The sequence below is a fragment of the Flavobacterium sp. KKT103 genome (genome assembly GCF_055640565.1).
The window spans coordinates 739,202-757,738 of the sequence record NZ_CM145766.1 but is presented as its reverse complement, the minus strand read 5'-3'; the positions used below and the strand labels follow the sequence as shown (position 1 = coordinate 757,738).

14 protein-coding genes are annotated in these 18,537 nt (G+C 36.7%); 7 read left to right on the top strand and 7 right to left on the bottom strand.

The annotated features are described in order from the left end of the window. Nucleotides 1-431: 431 nt before the first annotated feature. The 5 genes from ACZ2G0_RS03245 (at nt 432) to ACZ2G0_RS03225 (ending at nt 8,031) form a co-directional block, all read left to right on the top strand. Nucleotides 432-1,472 (top strand): Gfo/Idh/MocA family protein, encoded by a 1,041-nt coding sequence (locus tag ACZ2G0_RS03245; RefSeq protein ID WP_470308984.1) that lies wholly within the window; start codon nt 432-434, stop codon nt 1,470-1,472. Between the two features lie 170 nt (nt 1,473-1,642). Continuing rightward, nucleotides 1,643-2,857: an MFS transporter gene (locus ACZ2G0_RS03240; protein WP_470308983.1), complete on the top strand. Its 1,215-nt coding sequence runs from the start codon at nt 1,643-1,645 to the stop codon at nt 2,855-2,857. A 428-nt stretch (nt 2,858-3,285) separates the two neighbouring features. Beyond that, a complete protein-coding gene (locus tag ACZ2G0_RS03235) occupies nt 3,286-6,123 on the top strand; it encodes a carboxypeptidase-like regulatory domain-containing protein (RefSeq protein WP_470308982.1) in 2,838 nt (945 codons plus the stop codon). A 17-nt stretch (nt 6,124-6,140) separates the two neighbouring features. Then, entirely contained in the window at nt 6,141-7,493 is a 1,353-nt protein-coding gene (locus ACZ2G0_RS03230; protein WP_470308981.1) for a DUF5689 domain-containing protein, read from the top strand. A gap of 79 nt (nt 7,494-7,572) precedes the next feature. Further along, nucleotides 7,573-8,031, top strand: coding sequence for an FKBP-type peptidyl-prolyl cis-trans isomerase (locus ACZ2G0_RS03225; protein ID WP_470308980.1), 459 nt, complete (start codon nt 7,573-7,575; stop codon nt 8,029-8,031). A gap of 59 nt (nt 8,032-8,090) precedes the next feature. Here ACZ2G0_RS03225 and ACZ2G0_RS03220 read toward each other — a convergent pair whose 3' ends face one another. Both ACZ2G0_RS03220 and ACZ2G0_RS03215 read right to left on the bottom strand, forming a co-directional pair. Next, complete coding sequence (locus ACZ2G0_RS03220) at nt 8,091-10,271, bottom strand: glycoside hydrolase family 97 protein (RefSeq protein ID WP_470308979.1); 2,181 nt, start codon at nt 10,269-10,271, stop codon at nt 8,091-8,093. A gap of 320 nt (nt 10,272-10,591) precedes the next feature. Beyond that, nucleotides 10,592-12,238 (bottom strand): DUF6377 domain-containing protein, encoded by a 1,647-nt coding sequence (locus tag ACZ2G0_RS03215; RefSeq protein ID WP_470308978.1) that lies wholly within the window; start codon nt 12,236-12,238, stop codon nt 10,592-10,594. A 246-nt stretch (nt 12,239-12,484) separates the two neighbouring features. Here ACZ2G0_RS03215 and hflX point away from each other — a divergent pair, with 246 nt between their 5' ends. After that, nucleotides 12,485-13,735 carry a GTPase HflX gene (gene hflX, locus ACZ2G0_RS03210; RefSeq protein ID WP_470308977.1) on the top strand — a complete coding sequence of 417 codons (1,251 nt, stop codon included), beginning with the start codon at nt 12,485-12,487 and terminating at the stop codon, nt 13,733-13,735. A gap of 213 nt (nt 13,736-13,948) precedes the next feature. Here hflX and ACZ2G0_RS03205 read toward each other — a convergent pair whose 3' ends face one another. Continuing rightward, nucleotides 13,949-14,275, bottom strand: coding sequence for a winged helix-turn-helix transcriptional regulator (locus ACZ2G0_RS03205; protein WP_470308976.1), 327 nt, complete (start codon nt 14,273-14,275; stop codon nt 13,949-13,951). 140 nt (nt 14,276-14,415) lie between these two features. Between ACZ2G0_RS03205 and ACZ2G0_RS03200 the strand changes: the two genes are divergently transcribed. Then, nucleotides 14,416-15,411 (top strand): YhdH/YhfP family quinone oxidoreductase, encoded by a 996-nt coding sequence (locus tag ACZ2G0_RS03200; protein WP_470308975.1) that lies wholly within the window; start codon nt 14,416-14,418, stop codon nt 15,409-15,411. Between the two features lie 80 nt (nt 15,412-15,491). Here ACZ2G0_RS03200 and ACZ2G0_RS03195 read toward each other — a convergent pair whose 3' ends face one another. From ACZ2G0_RS03195 to ACZ2G0_RS03180, 4 genes are all read right to left on the bottom strand, one after another. After that, complete coding sequence (locus ACZ2G0_RS03195; protein ID WP_470308974.1) at nt 15,492-16,343, bottom strand: DUF3078 domain-containing protein; 852 nt, start codon at nt 16,341-16,343, stop codon at nt 15,492-15,494. A 399-nt stretch (nt 16,344-16,742) separates the two neighbouring features. After that, nucleotides 16,743-17,252: a DUF2480 family protein gene (locus ACZ2G0_RS03190; protein WP_470308973.1), complete on the bottom strand. Its 510-nt coding sequence runs from the start codon at nt 17,250-17,252 to the stop codon at nt 16,743-16,745. 82 nt (nt 17,253-17,334) lie between these two features. Further along, nucleotides 17,335-17,658, bottom strand: a complete 324-nt coding sequence (locus ACZ2G0_RS03185) for an SUF system Fe-S cluster assembly protein (RefSeq protein WP_300287334.1) — start codon at nt 17,656-17,658, stop codon at nt 17,335-17,337. Between the two features lie 398 nt (nt 17,659-18,056). Continuing rightward, nucleotides 18,057-18,470: a GxxExxY protein gene (locus tag ACZ2G0_RS03180; protein ID WP_300287330.1), complete on the bottom strand. Its 414-nt coding sequence runs from the start codon at nt 18,468-18,470 to the stop codon at nt 18,057-18,059. Nucleotides 18,471-18,537 lie beyond the last annotated feature (67 nt).

Genomic DNA, 18,537 nt, shown 5'->3' with positions numbered 1-18,537 from the left:
GTTGTTTTTTAACATATAGGTCATTTAAGTTTTATGGTGTATGTTGTTTTTGAACCATATAAATCACTTAAGTTTCTATTTATACCGGTTTTTAATACACCCAAGAAATCTATCACAAATAGCTTATATGACTTATATGTTTTAAGATTTAAATACAGCAACACTTATATGTTTTAGATTTAAATATAGTAACACGATCACAATAACTGAATTAGAAAACTTATATGGCTTATATGTTTTAAGATTTAAATACAGCAACACTTATATGACTTATATGTTTAAATTTTAAGTACAGAAACACTAGCAAGAAAACTTATATTACTTATATGTTTTAAAATTTAAATACAACAACACTGGCAAGAAAACTTATATAACCTATATGTTGAAATTTCATGTACAGCAACAACTTCGCACGCACTAAACAACCTCATATGCAAAAAATAAAAACAGCACTTTTGTCCTACGGAATGTCAGGCAAGGTTTTTCACGCGCCTTTTTTAGAACTACATCCTGGTTTTGAACTTATGGGTTCGTGGGAGCGGTCTAAAAAACTAATTCAACTGGATTACCCAACTGTTACAAGCTATCCTACACTAGAGGCCATCCTGGATTCAGGTGCTGATTTAGTGATAATCAATACGCCTGTCGCTACTCATTACGAATATGCCAAGCAAGTGCTGCAAGCAGGCAAACATGCCATTGTTGAAAAAGCATTTACGACCACTGTTGCAGAAGCTCAAGAACTAGCCGATATCGCTAAGGCCAAAGGGGTGAAGCTCGCCGTGTTTCAAAATCGCAGGTGGGACAGCGATCTTAAAACGGTCCAGCAAGTCTTGGCGGATGGTCTTTTAGGAGAAATTGTAGAAGCCGAGTTTCATTTTGACCGTTACAATCCTAGCTTGAGTCCTAAGCAACACAAAGAATCCGCCAATGATGGCGCCGGAATTCTAAAAGATTTGGGTCCGCATCTCATCGATCAAGCGCTCTACTTATTTGGATTCCCCACAACGGTTTATGCCGATATTCGAACTACAAGAACAGGTTCGGTAGTAGATGATTGGATCGATATTATTTTGTACTATCCTGACTTTAGAGTGCGCCTTAAAGCAGGTTTTTTTATACGCGAAGCCAATCCAGCGTATGTTGTACACGGAAAAAAAGGTTCTTTTTTAAAGCACCGTGGCGATGTACAAGAAGACGAATTAAAAGCAGGTAAAAAACCAAATTTAGACGATTGGGGAACGGAGCCAATAGCCAAAGAGGGACTATTGCACACGATCATAGATGGCGAAGTTGTACGCAACAACATACGGACGCTTCAAGGGAATTATTACGGCTTTTTTGACGGCATGCATCAGGCAATCGTTAACGATAGCATAGAACCTGTGACCGCGCTAGAAGGCGTACAAGTCATGCGCGTAATCGAAGCCGCTATTCAAAGTAGCTTGCATAAAAAAGGTATCGATTTGTAATACATACAATTAACTCACAACTGCAAAGCCTGTTTTCGGATTAGACAACGGGCTTTTTTCGTACAAAACCAAGAGCGATAACGATGTATGTACATGGAGTTAAACAAGGTATAACATACTTCCCTAATGGTTTTTGTACTTTTGCCCTTCACAATATATAATCACAGCCTTTGTTACGTTTAAATTTTATAGGAAGCTTTACCGCTCAAGGAAAAATCAAAAAAAGTTTTAGAAAAGCGAAGCAGTCGTATCTCAATCGGATACGCCTTGCGGTCTCAGCTTTCTATTTTGGGATGGGATTGTGTTTTGCCACTTGGGCCAGCAGAATTCCAGATATCAAAATGACATTAGCGCTTAGCGATGCGGATCTAGGGAGTATTTTATTTGCACTTCCGGTTGGACAATTGGTCATGATGCCATTCTCCGGAAAATTAGTTACTCGCTATGGCAGTCATCGTTTAGTGGTTTTTTCGGTTATAATGTATGCCATTTGCTTGTCTAATTTAGGACTTGCAACTTCGGCTTGGCAACTGGCCTTTGGCCTTTTTCTCTTTGGAATCTTTGGCAATATGAACAACATCGCAGTCAATACCCAAGGTGTTTATACTGAGAAACTTTTTAATAAAACGATCATGGCCTCCTTTCATGGGGTATGGAGTTTTGCCGGTTTTACGGGAGCACTAATAGGTTTGGGAATGTTGTATTTAGAGTTAACGCCTCACGAGCACTTTTTAATCGTAGGGACCGTTGTAATCCTTTTGGTAGTGCTCAATTACCAATATTTAATCAAAGCCAAGGAACTTCCTAAAGCAACCCAAAAAACAAAATTATTTTCTAAACCTGATGCCGCTTTGTTGTGGCTTGGAGTCATAGGATTTGGTTGTATGGCCAGCGAAGGAATCATGTTTGACTGGAGCGGTGTTTATTTCAAGGATGTCGTTAAAGCACCAGGTGAACTTATTGTTTTAGGGTATATCTCATTCATGATAATGATGGCAACCGGACGTTTCTTAGGTGACGGTATGATCAATAAATTTGGTCGAAAAGCAGTAATACAAGGAGGAGGTATCCTTATTTCAACCGGACTTTTTACCGCTGTATTTTTCCCTTATTTGGTTCCGTCAACCATAGGATTTATGATCGTAGGATTGGGCGTATCGACTATCGTTCCTACTTTATATAGTCTTGCGGGTAAGCACCCAACAATCCCGCCAGGCGAGGCACTTACAGCTGTTTCGAGCGTTAGCTTCCTTGGTTTTTTAATGGGACCACCGGTAATTGGATACATAGCCGAACTTTTTGGACTGCGTTTTTCGTTTGCTTTTATTGGAATATTCGGACTTGTAATTGCAATTTTAGTTTCCAGAATCAAGGCCTTTCGATAATTTTTAGGAGCAGATCGTTTCTTTTTCCAGGACACATTTACACCCGCTATACGCAGTATCTTTTTATTTTGAGCTAAAAAACAGCTCAAAATAAAAAGGATACACGCTCCTATCGGGGCTATTACTCCCGTTTTTCAATCCTCCCCACGTTTTTGAAATATTTTTTTACCAAAATGTTTTTCAAATAGTTTTTTTCTTACTTTAGCATTGCTAAGTACAAGATTAAAAACTAGTTATACTAAAAATACCACTGTATAATTAATTGTATGTAAAGCCGCTTCCGCTTTTGAATGCATTTCCTAAAAACACCTTTTCCTAAAGAACAGCTAATAATCTCAGTAGTAATATTGAGAAATCATACTCTTTTGTTGCCCTACAAAAAAAGTATGCGAAGTTCGAAACCTAAAAACAATTTATAAATGGTTTTTATGAGAAAAGGTATTTTTGCACTCTTTTTTGTTTTGCATTTTAGTCCACTCTTGTCGCAATCTATCGCAACCATTTCGGGAAAGGTATTGGATTCCAAAACAATGCAACCCCTTGCTTTTGTGGTGGTGAGTATCCAAAACACAAGTTTTACCCAAATTACCGAAACAGATGGAAGTTTTAATTTTACAGCTATTCCCGCAGGTGAACAACTACTACTTTTTAAAAATCAAAGCTACAAGGAAGCTTTATATCCCGTAACGATTGCATTAAATGAAACGATAGACTTAGGCATAATTTTGCTTGAAGAGGATCAGTTTAACGACCAACAAAATACTGTAGTGCGCCTATTCGAAAACGACCTAACCGATGACAATAGCGGATCCGAAAGTACTTCGGGCTTACTGCAATCCTCCCGAGATGCTTTTCAGCAAGCCGCTGCATTTAATTGGGGACAAGCCCGTTTTCGAATGCGGGGATTAGATAGTGAAAACGCAACTACAATGATTAATGGCGTTACCATGAACAAACTTTTTGATGGTAGGCCACAATGGGGCAATTGGGGCGGACTCAATGATGCGACTCGCAATCAGGAATTTTCTGTGGGTACGGCGCCATCTGATTATGCTTTTGGAGGTATCTTAGGAACCCAAGAAATCAACACAAGAGCTTCAATTTATAGACCTGGAGCCCGCATCACTTTCTCGGGAACCAATACTAATTATACCTTTCGCATAATGGCGACCTATGCCTCAGGCACGAGTAACAGTGGCTGGTCCTATGTGTTATCAGCTGGAAAGCGCTATGCGCAAGAAGGCTATTTTGAAGGAACAAATTACGATGGGAATTCGGTTTTTGCGAGTATCGAGAAGAAGCTAAATGACAAACACGCCATCAATATCAGCGGATTTTATACGCCTAATACTCGAGGCAAAAATTCACCAAACACGGATGAGGTTACGCAATTAACATCGGAAACCTATAACTCTTACTGGGGATTTCAAAATGGTAAAAAACGAAATGCAAGAGAAAAAACAATCGCGGAGCCTATTGTAATGCTCAATCATTATTATAAAATTAATGACCGCACCAACCTGAACTCAAGTGTGATGTATCAATTTGGTAAAGTAGGAAACACCAATATCGATTACCAAAACGCCAATAGTCCGGATCCAACCTACTTTAGGAATTTGCCAAGCTATTACAGTTCGCTTTTTGAACGCGATAAGGGAGAATTCTCAGGAGCTTTTGTACCTGATTTTGAAAATGCAGAGAAAAGTCGATTAGCATTTTTAGCCAATCCGCAAATAGATTGGGAGGCAATGTACCGTGCCAATCAAAATCCTGTCCTGGGAACCAATGGTCAAATAACCGGTTACGAGCCGGCTCAAAGTCGCTATGTTTTGTACGAAGACCGAACCGATGACCAAACGCTAGTAGCAAATTCAAATTTCAACACACAATTTAGCGACAACCTTATTATCAATGCAGGTGCTTCCTTTAGAGATTTTAAATCGCACAATTATCAAAAAGTAGTAGACTTACTAGGTGGAACTTTCTTTGAGGATATCGATGGTTTTTATACGGGAAATCAGTCCCAATCGGATTTAAATAACCCCAACAGGCAAGTGGTAGTGGGCGATGCTTATGGTTACAATTATAAATATGCAGCCCAAACTTTGGACGCTTTTATGCAATTTAAGTTCAGCTACAATAAAGTCGATTTTTATGTGGCGCAGTCGTACAGCAATACGACCTACCAACGTGACGGCTTGTATAAAAACGGAATTTATGAAACAATTTCATTTGGTAAAAGTGAGGCGATTAATTTTGAAAACTTTGGATTTAAAGCGGGTATTACCTTTAAAATTTCGGGTAAAAAATCTTTGAATTTCAATGCCGCTCACAGTACTCGAGCCCCTACAATTCGCAACACATTTCCCAATGCCCGCTTAAACAACGCTATTGTCGATGGGTTACAAAGTGAAGCGATCAATAGCCTTGATGCAACTTATGTATATCGTTCACCAAAGCTAAAATCAAGAATAACGGCCTACTATTCGACTATAAAAAATGCCACGCGAACTGCTTTTTATTATGCCGAAGGGATATTTGACAACGGTGCAGGCTATACGAATACCAACGGATTTGTAAGTCAGACCTTGACGCATTTAGATCGAAAAAATATAGGTGCTGAGTTGAGTTTTGAGTACCAATTGACAACTACTTTAAAAACCACCTTCTCTGCTGCTTATGGTAAATTTACTTATGATAATAATCCGAATGTGACCATTAGCAATGATGCGCTAGCCACAGTTGATAACACCAAACCCTACTTTGATTTTGGTACGGCATTATTAAAAAACTACAAACAAGCCGGTGCGCCACAGCAAGCGTATAGCCTTGGTTTAGAGTATCGCGATCCTACTTATTGGTGGATTGGGACTAATGCCAATTATTTAGCGGACACCTATATTGATGTTTCTCCTATAACGAGAACAAATAGTTTTTATACCAATCCAGCGAGCGGTTTTACTTTTCCAGAAGCCACCGAGGAACGCGCAGCCACGTTGTTGAAACAAGAAAAATTTGACCCTATACTATTAGTCAATCTTATTGGTGGTAAATCCTGGCGCATTAAAACCAAGACGTTGGGACTTTTTGCAAGTGTGAATAACGTACTTGATACCAAATACAAAACAGGTGGTTATGAGCAAGCTCGAAATGCAAATTTCAGACAATTAAATCAGGATGTCTCTAGCGGAACACCCTCTTTTGGTAATAAATATTTTTATGGGTATGGACGAACCTATTTTGTTAATCTCTATTTCAGTTTTTAAATTTAAAAGCAAGTGTTATGAAAAATACAAAGTGTGCCTTTTATGTGTTGGTAGTTGTTGCTAGTTTTTTTACTAATTGTGCAAGTGACGAAACCGCGATTCCTAAATTAGTCTGTTCCCAACCTGATTTTGTTGTCAATAAATCAGTAGAGGCAATTCAAGCTACCGCTGGAGCGATTGTTACTAAATATGCCTATGATGATATTATCGAAGCCTATGTTGTTTCGAGTGATGAAAATGGCAATTTTTTCAAGACGATTTCCCTTCAAACTTTGGCCACAGCCAGTAAACCAGCAATGGGTTTTAGCGTTCCTGTAGATGCTACTAATTTGTATGTGGATTTTAGAGTAGGGAATAAGGTTTACCTGAAATTGCTCAATCAATACACTGACATTAATTATGGTAGTTTGCGCATAGGCAGTATTTATGTAAACTCCTATAATGAAGGCGCCGTGGGAAGGCTAACTCAAAACGATTACAAAAAAGTACTGAATGCTTCGTGTACCAATGTAAAAGAAGAAGTTCTAGTTCGGTCGCTGTCTATAGGTGAATTAGTTAAGGACAGTAATTTAAATACTTTAGTTGAAGTGAGTGGAGTGCAATTTACAGAGGCGGCAGTAGGCAGACACTATTTTGAAGAAGCGAATAATATTGGGGGTGCAACCAACTGGAGTCTAATAGATAAAAATGGAAATCAACTTATTTTTAGAACCAGTAGCTATGCTGATTTTTCCAAAAGTGTAGTTCCAAGTGGCAGCGGAAAAGTGAGAGGCGTACTAACTAAATTCGGTACTGATTATCAATTAGTGGCTCGTTCCGAAAAAGATGTGGTGATGACAGGTACCAAAGCAACTCCTTTTTTTATTCAAAACTTTCAAACGGTAGTCGACAAGTCTAATTTGAGTTTACCCGGTTGGACGAATATTGCCGTAAGTGGCACACCTGTTTGGAAAGGGGGAGTGTACTCGGGTAATGGTTATGCCGAATTTGTGATTAGCGGCACCAAGGTAAATTCAAATATTGCTTGGTTAATTTCACCAAAGATCGATATGGATGCACATAAAAACGAAATTCTAACTTTTCGTGCAGCACAACACCACCTCGATATTGATTCGCCGCTAAACGCATTGGAAGTTTTGGTTTCAACTAATTTTGACGGTTTAAATGTGACTAAAGCAACCTGGGTATCCCTAAAAGCGATCCTGCCTACACAAGCAACACCCTGGTACCAGTTCGTGGGTTCAGGAGGAATTGATTTGTCAAAGTTTAGTGGTCAAATTAATATTGCTTTTAAATATACGGGTTCAGGGAAAAATACGGCTCTAGACGGTGCTTTTCAGGTTGATGACGTTCAGCTGTTTGGAGATTAAAAAGCTAAAAAGGCACTTTAAAAACTAATGGTATGTTGAGGCTAATTTATATATTTGTAGACATACAAAATACCATCTTATGAAATCTACAGTATTAGCGCTCGTTTCTTTATTATTTGTTTCTTGTTTTTCTGACCCTACAACTGATCAAGTTGATTATACCGTTCAAAACGAAAAAGAGATTAAAGACTACCTTACCGCCAAAAAGTTAATTGCTGTAAAAAGCGATACCGGTTTATACTACATCATCAACGAGCCGGGGACTGGAAAACAACCAACGGCTAGCTCTAATGTTACAGTTGCTTACAAAGGTTATTTTACAAATGATAAAGTATTTGATCAAAGTACTGAGGCTGGAATTTCTTTTGGTTTACAACAAGTAATTCAAGGATGGACTGAAGGTATTCCTTATTTTAAAGAAGGCGGAAGCGGTGTTTTATTAATCCCTTCGTCTTTAGGTTATGGAAGCAGTACTAGAGGACCAATTCCAGGTGGATCCGTACTTATCTTTGATATTAAATTAATTAAGGTTAATTAATATTTTCTCATCTATATTAAAAAAAAATAGGCTGTCACATTGGTGACAGCCTATTTTTTTTACTTTATTTCCATTACACTAATGGCATATCCTCCACCGGGAGCCGATAACTGCGCTATTTTAGATTTGCTAGTTACCGTCATTTTTCGAATGGTATAGGCTTGCGGATTCGTTTTGTAATGCGCCTCTTTTGCGTCAGCATAAATGGTAGCAGTATATTTTTTTCCTTTGTCAAGGAAATCTAAAGTTATAGTTGAGGTACGAGGCGTTTCCCCATTTACATTTCCAATAAACCAACTGTTGGTTCCTTTTGCTTTTCTAGCCACAGTGATGTATTGTCCTGGCTCTGCTTCAAGATATTTACTGTCCGACCAATCAATAGCCACATCTTTGATAAATTGAAAAGCATCAGGAAATTGGTTGTAATGCTCAATTAAATCAGCTGCCATTTGCAAAGGACTGTACATGGTTACATATAACGCGAGTTGGTTAGCAAGTGTGCTGTTAACATGAGAATCATTATTTGGGCTGAATTTTTTAATATCCATTTCAAAAATTCCTGGGGTATAATCCATTGGTCCGCCAATTAATCGTGTAAAAGGTAAGATGGTAACATGGTTGGGTTTTGATCCACCAAAGGCTTGAAATTCGGTTCCTCTAGCTGATTCGTTACCAATCATATTAGGATAGGTTCTATAAATTCCAGTAGGACGCACCGCTTCATGTGCATTAATCATAATTTTATAGTCGGCAGCTTTTTCAACTACATATTGGTAATGATTAATGGTAGATTGACTGTAGTGATGCTCACCTATTGGTAAAATAGGTCCTACATAACCACTTTTCACCGCTTCATATCCATTGTCATTCATGAATTGAAACGCTTTGTCTAAATGGCGTTCGTAGTTTCGGGTAGATCCTGAGGTTTCGTGGTGCATAATCATTTTGACACCTTTGGATTTGGCATATTCGTGAATTCCCTTAACATCAAAATCAGGGTATGGCGTTACGAAATCAAAAACATAGTCTTTGGCATGGCCAAACCAATCTTCCCAACCTTCGTTCCAGCCTTCTACTAGCACGCCATCAAAACCATTAGCCGCTGCAAAGTCAATATATTCTTTAACGTGCTTGGTTGTAGCTCCATGCGTACCATTTGGTTTTGCCTCTGAATAATCAGTAATCCCAAGTTGTATCGATGGAAAATCATTAGTGTACGACCATGAGCTTTTACCAGTGATCATTTCCCACCAAACACCAACATATTTCACTGGTTTAATCCACGAAGTGTCTTCTATTTTACAAGGATCATTTAAGTTTAATGTCATTTTGGATGCTAAAATTTCTCTGGCATCATCACTAACAATAATTGTTCTCCATGGTGAGTGTGACGGAGCTTGCATATATCCTTTGTCTCCTTGCGCATCCGGGGTCAAATGCGACTCGAAAATCATGGTTTTATCATCTAAATTTAAACTCATGCAGGAATAATCGATCAAGGCTGCTTCATGTAAATTGATGTAAAGTCCGTCAGCAGTTTTCATCATTAGAGCTGTTTGCACTCCTGTATCCGAAAACCAAGTTTGTGAAGCGTTGTCACTTCTTGCTTGTCTAGATAAGTTTCTGATTTCAGATAATTTAGAGGTTGTGTAATCGTATTCCTGAGTATCGTAGTCCCCAGAAATCCAATACGCAGTATGATCTCCAGCCATTGCAAATTGTGTTCTTTCTTCTTTGATTACAAAGTAAATTAGATTTTTTTGAGTTGGAAATTCGTATCTAAAACCAAGACCGTCGTCAAATAAACGAAAACGAATCACAATTTGTCGGTCGGTTTCGTTTTGATTCAAAGTAACAGCCATTTCATTATAATGGTTTCTAATCTCAGCTACTTCTCCCCAAACAGGTTTCCAGTTTTCGTCGAATGTACTATTTTGAGTATTGACGATAGTGAAATTATTTAGCAAAGAGTTTTTGTCGAAGAGTAATTTTTTCTCCGTTTCAGCAGTACTGTACTTTAAATCATACTCCAATGTTTTTTTATCACTTTTTAGCTCGAGACCCAATTTACTTTGTTTTATTACGGCTTTGCCTTTGTAATTTAAACTGTAGGTAGGAGTACCGTCAGCGAGCAATTTAAACTCCATTTGGAATTGTTGGTTGGGCGATTTTAACTCTTGAGCTGATGCGTTGCCAAAGAATGCGACCGTGATCAGAACTGATAAAAGATACTTTTTCATTTTCTTAAAGGTAAATTACTAGTTATTTTATTGGTATGATAATCATGAAAAACTCAAAACGGTAGACCCTAGACTTTATCGCAATTAAGTACAAAGCAATGAATTTGATCATCGAGTTTTCGAACATTAAAAATAGGCGCTTTACGGCAGTAAGATTTTCTCCAATTTAAAAAAGTAGATAATAATCCAGATTTATAAAAGTAAATACCAAACAATCAAATAGTTATAAAAAATAGTAAATAGAAAAAAGTGGCGACTTTAAAAAGCAAAAAACCTGATTTGCATCAAATTTATTGCGAAATAATCATTTTTACTTCAATCTAGGTTTTGAAATTTGTGCCAATGCGCATTACTTTAGCCTCAAATTCCTCTCGTGGACCAGCTGCTTTATTTTTAAGTTGAGAGCGATAATTATAAATTGTAGAAATGGAATACCTCAAAAAAACAGCAATTTTAGCACTGTCTTTTATTCCTAATCGAATTAAAGCAAAAATCCTCATTTCGGTATTTAGCAACTCCTCATCTTTTAGTTGTGTTAATTCGGTATCGATGAGAAGTGCTTCAAATTGCGGAATGAAATCTGGAAATAATTGTAAAAAGGTTTGATCAAAATTCTGGTAAAATTCCTTTAATTCTGCTTCAATGAACTGTTCGGATTTAATAGCATCTAGTAGTTGATTCATTTTTCCTGCTGTTGCCATCACGTTCAATTTTTTGCGATAGCCTTCCAGTTTTCCAATATAATCCGAGCATTGATCCATATAGCGACCAATGTATATTTCTTTGACCAAATTAGTTTCGGCTAGGCTGTTGTTGGTTTCATTTAATGCGGCGTTAGCTGATTGCAAAGCCGTATTTAAATTGATCAACTGAACATTGGCGTCGTTCAATTCTTTTTGAGCTGTTTTTAATTTTTTCATTTGCTTGAAAAGCTGGAAAAGAACAAAGAGTAGGCCAAGAGTCAGAACACTAATACTACCTAAAAAAAGCAGTAACTGTTTTTGATTGGCTTTGTTTTGATGTTGATACGCACCACTAATAATGGGAAGCATTTTCGAAATTTCGTAGGTTCGTAGTCTAGCATTACAAAACAACGCATCCTCAAGAGAGCGTTGAATGTAGCGATAGGAACGATCGATATCGCCTTGTTCATAGAGTAGAAAAGCCAAATTACGCAAAGAAATATTTTCTTTCTTAGAAAGTTCCAAATCAGATATGGCCGAAAGAATAAGCCATTTTTTTTGTTCCTCGACTTTACCTTGTTTTTGATAAATTGTCGAGATGATGTAGGCAAAAACCGCACGGTTGGGATCGCTTGCTTTTAAATTTTTATACGGAATCGTTAACTCCTTCAGGGCTTGTTCGTATTTTCTTTTCTCAATTAAGGATTCAGCTAAATTAATAGTGTAGTCTGAAGAGGGCTTTTTGATATACACTAATGCGGAGTCACGGTATTTTTGAACCCAATCGAGGTACTGTTTTTTTTCGTAATCTGAGCTGGCATAGTCTGCCATATAGCTGTAAATGCTCCGGTTGTTGTTGTAGTAGATTCCTTTTAAAGCAGACTTGTTTTCTAATTTAATAGTTGAAAGCACATCCATAGCTTCCTTGTACATGCCTAAAGTTCCCATGATGGAGGTAAGGTCTAAATTAGCTTCTTGTACTTTTTGTAAATTATTCAACTTGTTCGCAATGGCGACCTTTTTTCGGGCGTATACCAAGGCCGAATCTGATTTATAAACACGGTATTCATCAAATAACTGATGATAAATAGCTTCTTTTTGCAGTTGAGACAAAGTAGGAGTAATTTGGTTTCTTAGAGAATGTATTTTTGATTCTTTTTGATTCGAATGGTACTCTTGTTGGTCAAGTACTTGATCCAGTTGTTTCAATAAGCGAGCTGTGCTTTCTTGGGAGAAAACAATTTTTGGTAAAAAAAACAGCAACAACAATAGGATGCGAAGCATTTCAGCAGACTTTTATTCCCGTAAAAATATACAAATTATCCTAATGGTTAGTTTTGATTGTGCTCTTTGGTGTCAAACCGGTACAGATATACTAGCGATTAGGGAATTGCGAGCAGGATTTAAATTGTCTTGATAGGAATCAGGACTAAGTTATGAGTGATGCTTATGGTATGCTATTTGTTAATAAAAACGCATAAATTATTTAAGTCGCCTACAAATCATTAAATTTGTAGCTTATTCAATACTATGTTAGAAAAAGAAGTAATAAATTTCGAAAAAACAGCCATTGTAGGTATTGTAACTCAAAATCAAAGCGAAGAGAAACTCAACGAGTATCTTGACGAACTAGAGTTTTTGACGTACACTGCTGGTGGGGAAGTTGTAAAGCGTTTTTCTCAAAAAATGGAACGACCAAACCCTAAGACCTTCGTTGGAACTGGAAAAATAGAAGAGATTCATCATTATGTGAAGGAAAACGGAATCTCTACTTTAATTTTTGATGACGAACTATCGCCTTCACAACAAAAAAATATTTCAAAAATAATTGTAGAATGTAAGATTCTAGATAGAACACACCTTATCCTAGATATTTTTGCACAACGCGCCGAAACTTCGTACGCAAGAACGCAAGTTGAGCTTGCGCAATGTATTTATATGTTGCCAAGATTATCTGGACTTTGGACGCACTTGGAACGCCAAAAGGGAGGAATTGGAATGCGTGGACCAGGAGAAACTGAGATTGAAACTGACCGTCGTATTGTAAGAGACCGTATTGCTTTATTGAAAGATAAAATCAAAGCAATCGATAAACAAATGGGCACCCAACGCGGAAACCGTGGATCCATGGTGCGTGTCGCTTTAGTAGGATATACCAATGTGGGGAAATCTACTTTGATGAACGCCGTTGGAAAAAGTGATGTTTTTGTAGAGAATAAATTGTTTGCTACACTAGACACCACGGTTCGAAAAGTAGTGATTAAAAACCTACCTTTCTTACTTTCAGACACCGTTGGATTCATTCGTAAATTGCCTACGCAGTTAGTTGATTCTTTCAAAAGCACACTAGATGAGGTTCGTGAAGCTGATTTGCTATTGCATGTGGTTGATATCTCGCATCCTGATTTTGAGGATCATATTGCCTCAGTAAATCAAACGTTGTTAGACATTAAAGCTAACGATAAACCGGTTATTATGGTCTTTAACAAGATCGATGCCTACAAACATCTAACCATCGATGAAGATGATTTGATGACAGAGAAAACTACCAAGCACTACACATTAAAAGAGTGGGAAACCACTTGGATGAGTCGCGTAGGCGAGGAAAATGCTCTGTTTATTTCGGCTACGAACAAAGAGAACTTCGAAGAGTTTAGAGAACGCGTTTACGAAGCCGTAAGACACATCCACATCACACGCTTCCCGTACAACAAATTCTTGTATCCTGATTACAAAGATGCTGTCGAGAAAGAAGTCGATGAAGACAATGAAGAGGAATAAAATGGTTCCTAAAATATAAAAGCTAGAAATCCCTTTTGATTCATCATTAGGGATTTTTTTTGGGCATGCCCCAACTTCCACTCCGTTACAGTTGGGTCGGGCTGTACGTTACAATCTTTTATTGCGCTACGCTCCATAAAAGGATTTTCACTGCCATCCCTCATGCGAGATCACAGAAACCAAAAATTGCTAAAAAAAAGGATGTAATAAAATTTAACTATCAGGATTTTCAATAAGATTCTCAAAAAGTAATCCGCCTTTGTACATACCTTTCAAAACAGGGTGTATGTCTTTTCCTAATTGAGTCAAGCTGTATTCCACTCGAGGGGGAACTTCTGGAAAAACCGTACGGTGAATTAAACAATCGCTCTCCAATTCCTTAAGTTGTTTCGACATCATGCGCTCGCTAATATCAGGCATTAAGCGTACGAGTTCGCTATATCTTTTATCCCCCTGAAAAAGATATAATATAATCGTACCCTTTCTTTTTCCTTTAATCGAATTTATAAAAGTATCTATAGGGCAATAACTTTTTTTCATTTTTTTTGGGTTTAAAAAGGCAGTAAAAATGCAAATCAGAACAAAATGTTCGTAGGTGCATACTTTGTAAGCTATTGTTTGCGACTGCTTTTTGTTCGAACTTTGTTATAAATGTAATACAATCATTTAAAATAACTACCATGAATTCAACAACAACATATAAAGCATTTAGAGTCGAAGAACAAGACGGAAAGTTTGTGTCAGCAATCCAAGAACTCGCTTTTGAGACTCTAGCACCCAACGAATTATTGATAAAAGTAGCGTATAGCTCCTTGAATTACAAGGACGCCTTATCTGCAAGCGGCAATAAAGGAGTAACAAGAAATTATCCGCATACTCCAGGAATTGATGCAGTGGGTGTAGTTGTAACATCAAATTCATCCAAGTTCAAAGTCGATGAAAAGGTAATTGTAACAAGTTACGATCTCGGTATGAATACCAATGGAGGTTTTGCTGAGTACATACAAGTACCAGCTGATTGGGCTGTTGCATTACCCGAAAATCTTTCGATGAAAGAAGCCATGATTATAGGTACAGCAGGATTAACCGCTGGAATGTCAGTTTACAAACTGAGTGAGATGGTAAAACCTAATGATGGTACTATTGTTGTTTCGGGCGCAAGTGGTGGAGTAGGTTCTTTAAGTATCGCGATTTTAAAAAAACTAGGGTATCAAATTACTGCGATAACAGGCAAAGAATCAGAAACTGATTATTTAAAAAAGTTAGGTGCTGATACGATTGTTACCCGAAAAGATTTTGAAGAATTAGACAAAAAACCACTTTTGAAACCCGCTTTTGCTGGAGCAATTGACACCGTAGGAGGGGTTATTCTTGAAAACATGATAAAATCGGTCTATCCAATGGGAGTGATTACCTGCTGCGGAAATGTCGCTTCGCCAAAACTTGATCTCACCGTTTTTCCCTTTATTCTAAGAGGAATAGCACTTGTTGGTATTGATTCTCAAAATTACCCTATGAAGTATAGAGAACAAGTGTGGAATAAATTAGCAAATGAATGGAAAACAGCTGCTTTCGCAGCAACTTGTAATGAAATAGCGTTGGACGAATTAAACGAAAAAATCGTACTTATGCTTGAAGGTAAATTAAAGGGAAGAACAGTTGTTAAAATACAATAACAATCTTACTTTAATAAACGGATAAAAAAATGCCCTTTTGATTTTATCAAAAGGGCATTTTAAATAAGTAGGGCTAAGGATTAAAAACCGTAGTTTACTCCTAAACCAAATAATTCGCGTACTTGAACTGCTTTCACGGAGTTGTCATCATATATCGCTTGCAGTGCTACGTTAGCGCTTAGGTATTTATTGATTTTCATCACCACATTCATTTGGTAATCGATATCTACGTTTTGCGGATTATCTAAATAGTTGGAATACATGTTTAATCTATTCTCAATAGATACATTCGTCATTAAATTAAATTTGTAGTAGGCAGTGATACTAGCTCCAAATTCAAATCGCGAACTATCTCCTTGCAATACACCAAACGAAGGTCCGAATTCTGTAAAATGGCGGTGTACAAAAATAGCTTTAGCCGCTGCTGGTGCGAAATTAACGCTCAAATTATCGCTTTTTTTCCACAACATACCCGGTCCCATTTGAAAATAGGCAGGTGAGAAAAAGTGCGAAATGCGCATCTCATTATTATCCAACCCAGTATCCATCTGACTTTTAAAGTTAAAGTAAGCTGAATAATACCAATTAGGAGCCTTAGATTTTTTCCCCCAAATAGAGTTTAATTCTAAACGGTCATCCGTTTTAGCTGTTTTCTCATCTCCTTTGATCTTACTTAAACCGTAGGCCAAGATAAATTTGTTGTCCCAAACCACATCGTCTTTCTTATAATTCAAATCATAATTCAGACCAAAATTCCCTGCAATATTTGAGGTTCCACCACCTAGCCATTGCTTGTTGTAGCTAGACTGGTTAAAAAGTAATGAAATAGTTCCTTTCGCTGTCCATAATTTTGTTGAGTCCTTCGCAACTTCTTGTGCCGTAACCGATGCTATGGTAAAAAGTAACACAAAAGTTAGTAGTAATTTTTTCATATAAATTGTTTTGAACCGCGAATATAATAAAAATAATTAGATGAAGTAAAGTCATTGTGTGTTGATATACAGCTGTTTGTAAAATAGTACTAAGCGATTTTCTTCCCTATTTTTTCTTAATATATCTATGAAATCCTTTTAGTGGAACTATCTTAAGATAGCTTATAAATAATTGAATATCAAATAATTGTTTGAAAAATAACGTAAAGTATTATCTCGTATTTGCATCCGAACTAAGATTTATTGTCCTAGTAAAGTAGGTAGGACTCAAACCAGTTGCTAGGCTGTGCAGTTTTTAGACCAATGGTTAATAATATCGATAATCAACCCTAGAAAAGTGTTTTTTTCCTTTTTTAAACTAAAAAAGCGCAACTCTAAAAGAGTCACGCTTTGTATATTTTATTTTTTTGAAGCTTTATACAATGGTACTGCAGAGCAAGCTTCACCATACATAATGCTTCGGGCAAAAGGTTGTAGGTGGTGCGCCGCTAGGATGTACGCCCTTGTAGGTACTGGTTTTTTAGAGCAACCTTTAATAATAGTTGCTTTATTTTGATATTGAGAAAAATCTACAGCAGGAAGTATAGCTTCATATAACGAAGCATTTAAATCTTCGATGGTGCCATTCACTATTTTTTTGGCATATGGTGCCAATTGTACAGCAACTAGTATGGATGCCCAAGCAGGAACAATAGCATCAGTACTGCAATTAATAGCCACATAATGATCTTGGTATTGCGACCAATCATGGTTTTTAAGGTGCTCTCTAAAGTCTTTTTCTCTTAAAAGAAATCCTTCAACCAGCCATTGCGCAATATCAATTTGTGTTCGAACGCCTGCAGGATAATAATCTTCAAGATCAAATACCTCCAAAGCACTCGCCGCCACTTTATTTATTATTTCTTCCATTTTTTTAAGTCTGAAAGTCTGAAAGACGAAAGTCATAAAGTAACTGGATAGCGACTTTATGACCTTTGACTTTATGACTAGTTTATAGCATTCCTAATTCTAGTTTTGCTTCTTCACTCATTAGGTCTTTACTCCATGGCGGATCAAAAGTAATTTCTACTTCTGCATCTTTCACGTTTTTGATTGATTTCACTTTGTCTTCCACTTCACGTGGTAAACTCTCGGCTACTGGGCAGTTAGGAGAAGTCAATGTCATTAAAATTTTAACTTCATAATCCGTATTTACCATCACATCGTAAATCAATCCTAATTCGTAGATGTCTACTGGAATCTCTGGATCGTATATCGTTTTTAATGTTTTTACAATTGCTTCGCCTAATGCGTTAGTGTCTATTTCTTGTTCCATTTTATTTTTTATTTATAATTTTAAAACATATAAGGCATATAAGTTTCTTTTTAGGAAAAATATAAGTCAATATAAGCTTTGCTTTATATTTATTTTTAGAACTATATAAGTCATTTAAGTTTCTTTTTAGGGAAATATTAATGAATAGGAGTTCTGCTTTTGGTTATTTTTTTAAAACATATAAGTCACATAAGCTCCTTTTTGAGGAAAATATTAGAGCATATAAGTTTTTTTTGTCATATTTTTTTAAACCATATAAGTCATATAAGTTTCTTTTTAAGGAAAATATAAGTGAATATGAGTTATGCTTTGTATTGTTTTTTGAGCTGTATAAGTCATTTAAGTTACTGTTTTAAGGTAAATGTGATGGAATATAAGTTGTATTGTTCTGTTGATGTTTATTCTTCTAGTTTATTGTATAATGCATTCACCAGAGTTTTTTGACCTTCATAAAATATGTTTTTTACATTAAAATTGATCATCAATCCGATTGGTGCCTTTAGTAAATTCATATAGGTCAGTAGTTGAGCATCAAATATGGGATGTATTTCAGCTACCGCTTTCAATTCAACAACTAAAATATTTTCTACAAATAAATCACATCTTAGTTTAGAATCTAATTCATGACCTTTGTAGTTTATAGGAACCTGTAATTCAGAAACAAAACTTATGTTCCGCAGTTCTAATTCCTTCCTGAGGCATTGATGGTAAATACTTTCCAAAAGACCTGGGCCAATATTTTTATGAACTTCAATAGCAGCACCGTTAACTTGGTAAACTAAGTCTGTTAGATAACTTCTGGTTATATGCACTTTAGTAAGATTTATTTATTCTTATAAAGTTAGTATAATTTGATTAAAAACTTATATGACTTATATG

Excerpts from the sequence above, each read along its gene's own strand:
- ACZ2G0_RS03230 (WP_470308981.1), top strand. The coding sequence starts at position 6,141 with ATGAAAAATACAAAGTGTGCCTTTTATGTGTTGGTAGTTGTTGCTAGT.
- ACZ2G0_RS03205 (WP_470308976.1), bottom strand. The coding sequence starts at position 14,275 with ATGAAAAAAAGTTATTGCCCTATAGATACTTTTATAAATTCGATTAAA.
- ACZ2G0_RS03220 (WP_470308979.1), bottom strand. The coding sequence starts at position 10,271 with ATGAAAAAGTATCTTTTATCAGTTCTGATCACGGTCGCATTCTTTGGC.
- ACZ2G0_RS03235 (WP_470308982.1), top strand. The coding sequence starts at position 3,286 with ATGAGAAAAGGTATTTTTGCACTCTTTTTTGTTTTGCATTTTAGTCCA.
- ACZ2G0_RS03185 (WP_300287334.1), bottom strand. The coding sequence starts at position 17,658 with ATGGAACAAGAAATAGACACTAACGCATTAGGCGAAGCAATTGTAAAA.
- hflX (WP_470308977.1), top strand. The coding sequence starts at position 12,485 with ATGTTAGAAAAAGAAGTAATAAATTTCGAAAAAACAGCCATTGTAGGT.
- ACZ2G0_RS03190 (WP_470308973.1), bottom strand. The coding sequence starts at position 17,252 with ATGGAAGAAATAATAAATAAAGTGGCGGCGAGTGCTTTGGAGGTATTT.
- ACZ2G0_RS03195 (WP_470308974.1), bottom strand. The coding sequence starts at position 16,343 with ATGAAAAAATTACTACTAACTTTTGTGTTACTTTTTACCATAGCATCG.
- ACZ2G0_RS03225 (WP_470308980.1), top strand. The coding sequence starts at position 7,573 with ATGAAATCTACAGTATTAGCGCTCGTTTCTTTATTATTTGTTTCTTGT.
- ACZ2G0_RS03245 (WP_470308984.1), top strand. The coding sequence starts at position 432 with ATGCAAAAAATAAAAACAGCACTTTTGTCCTACGGAATGTCAGGCAAG.
- ACZ2G0_RS03200 (WP_470308975.1), top strand. The coding sequence starts at position 14,416 with ATGAATTCAACAACAACATATAAAGCATTTAGAGTCGAAGAACAAGAC.
- ACZ2G0_RS03215 (WP_470308978.1), bottom strand. The coding sequence starts at position 12,238 with ATGCTTCGCATCCTATTGTTGTTGCTGTTTTTTTTACCAAAAATTGTT.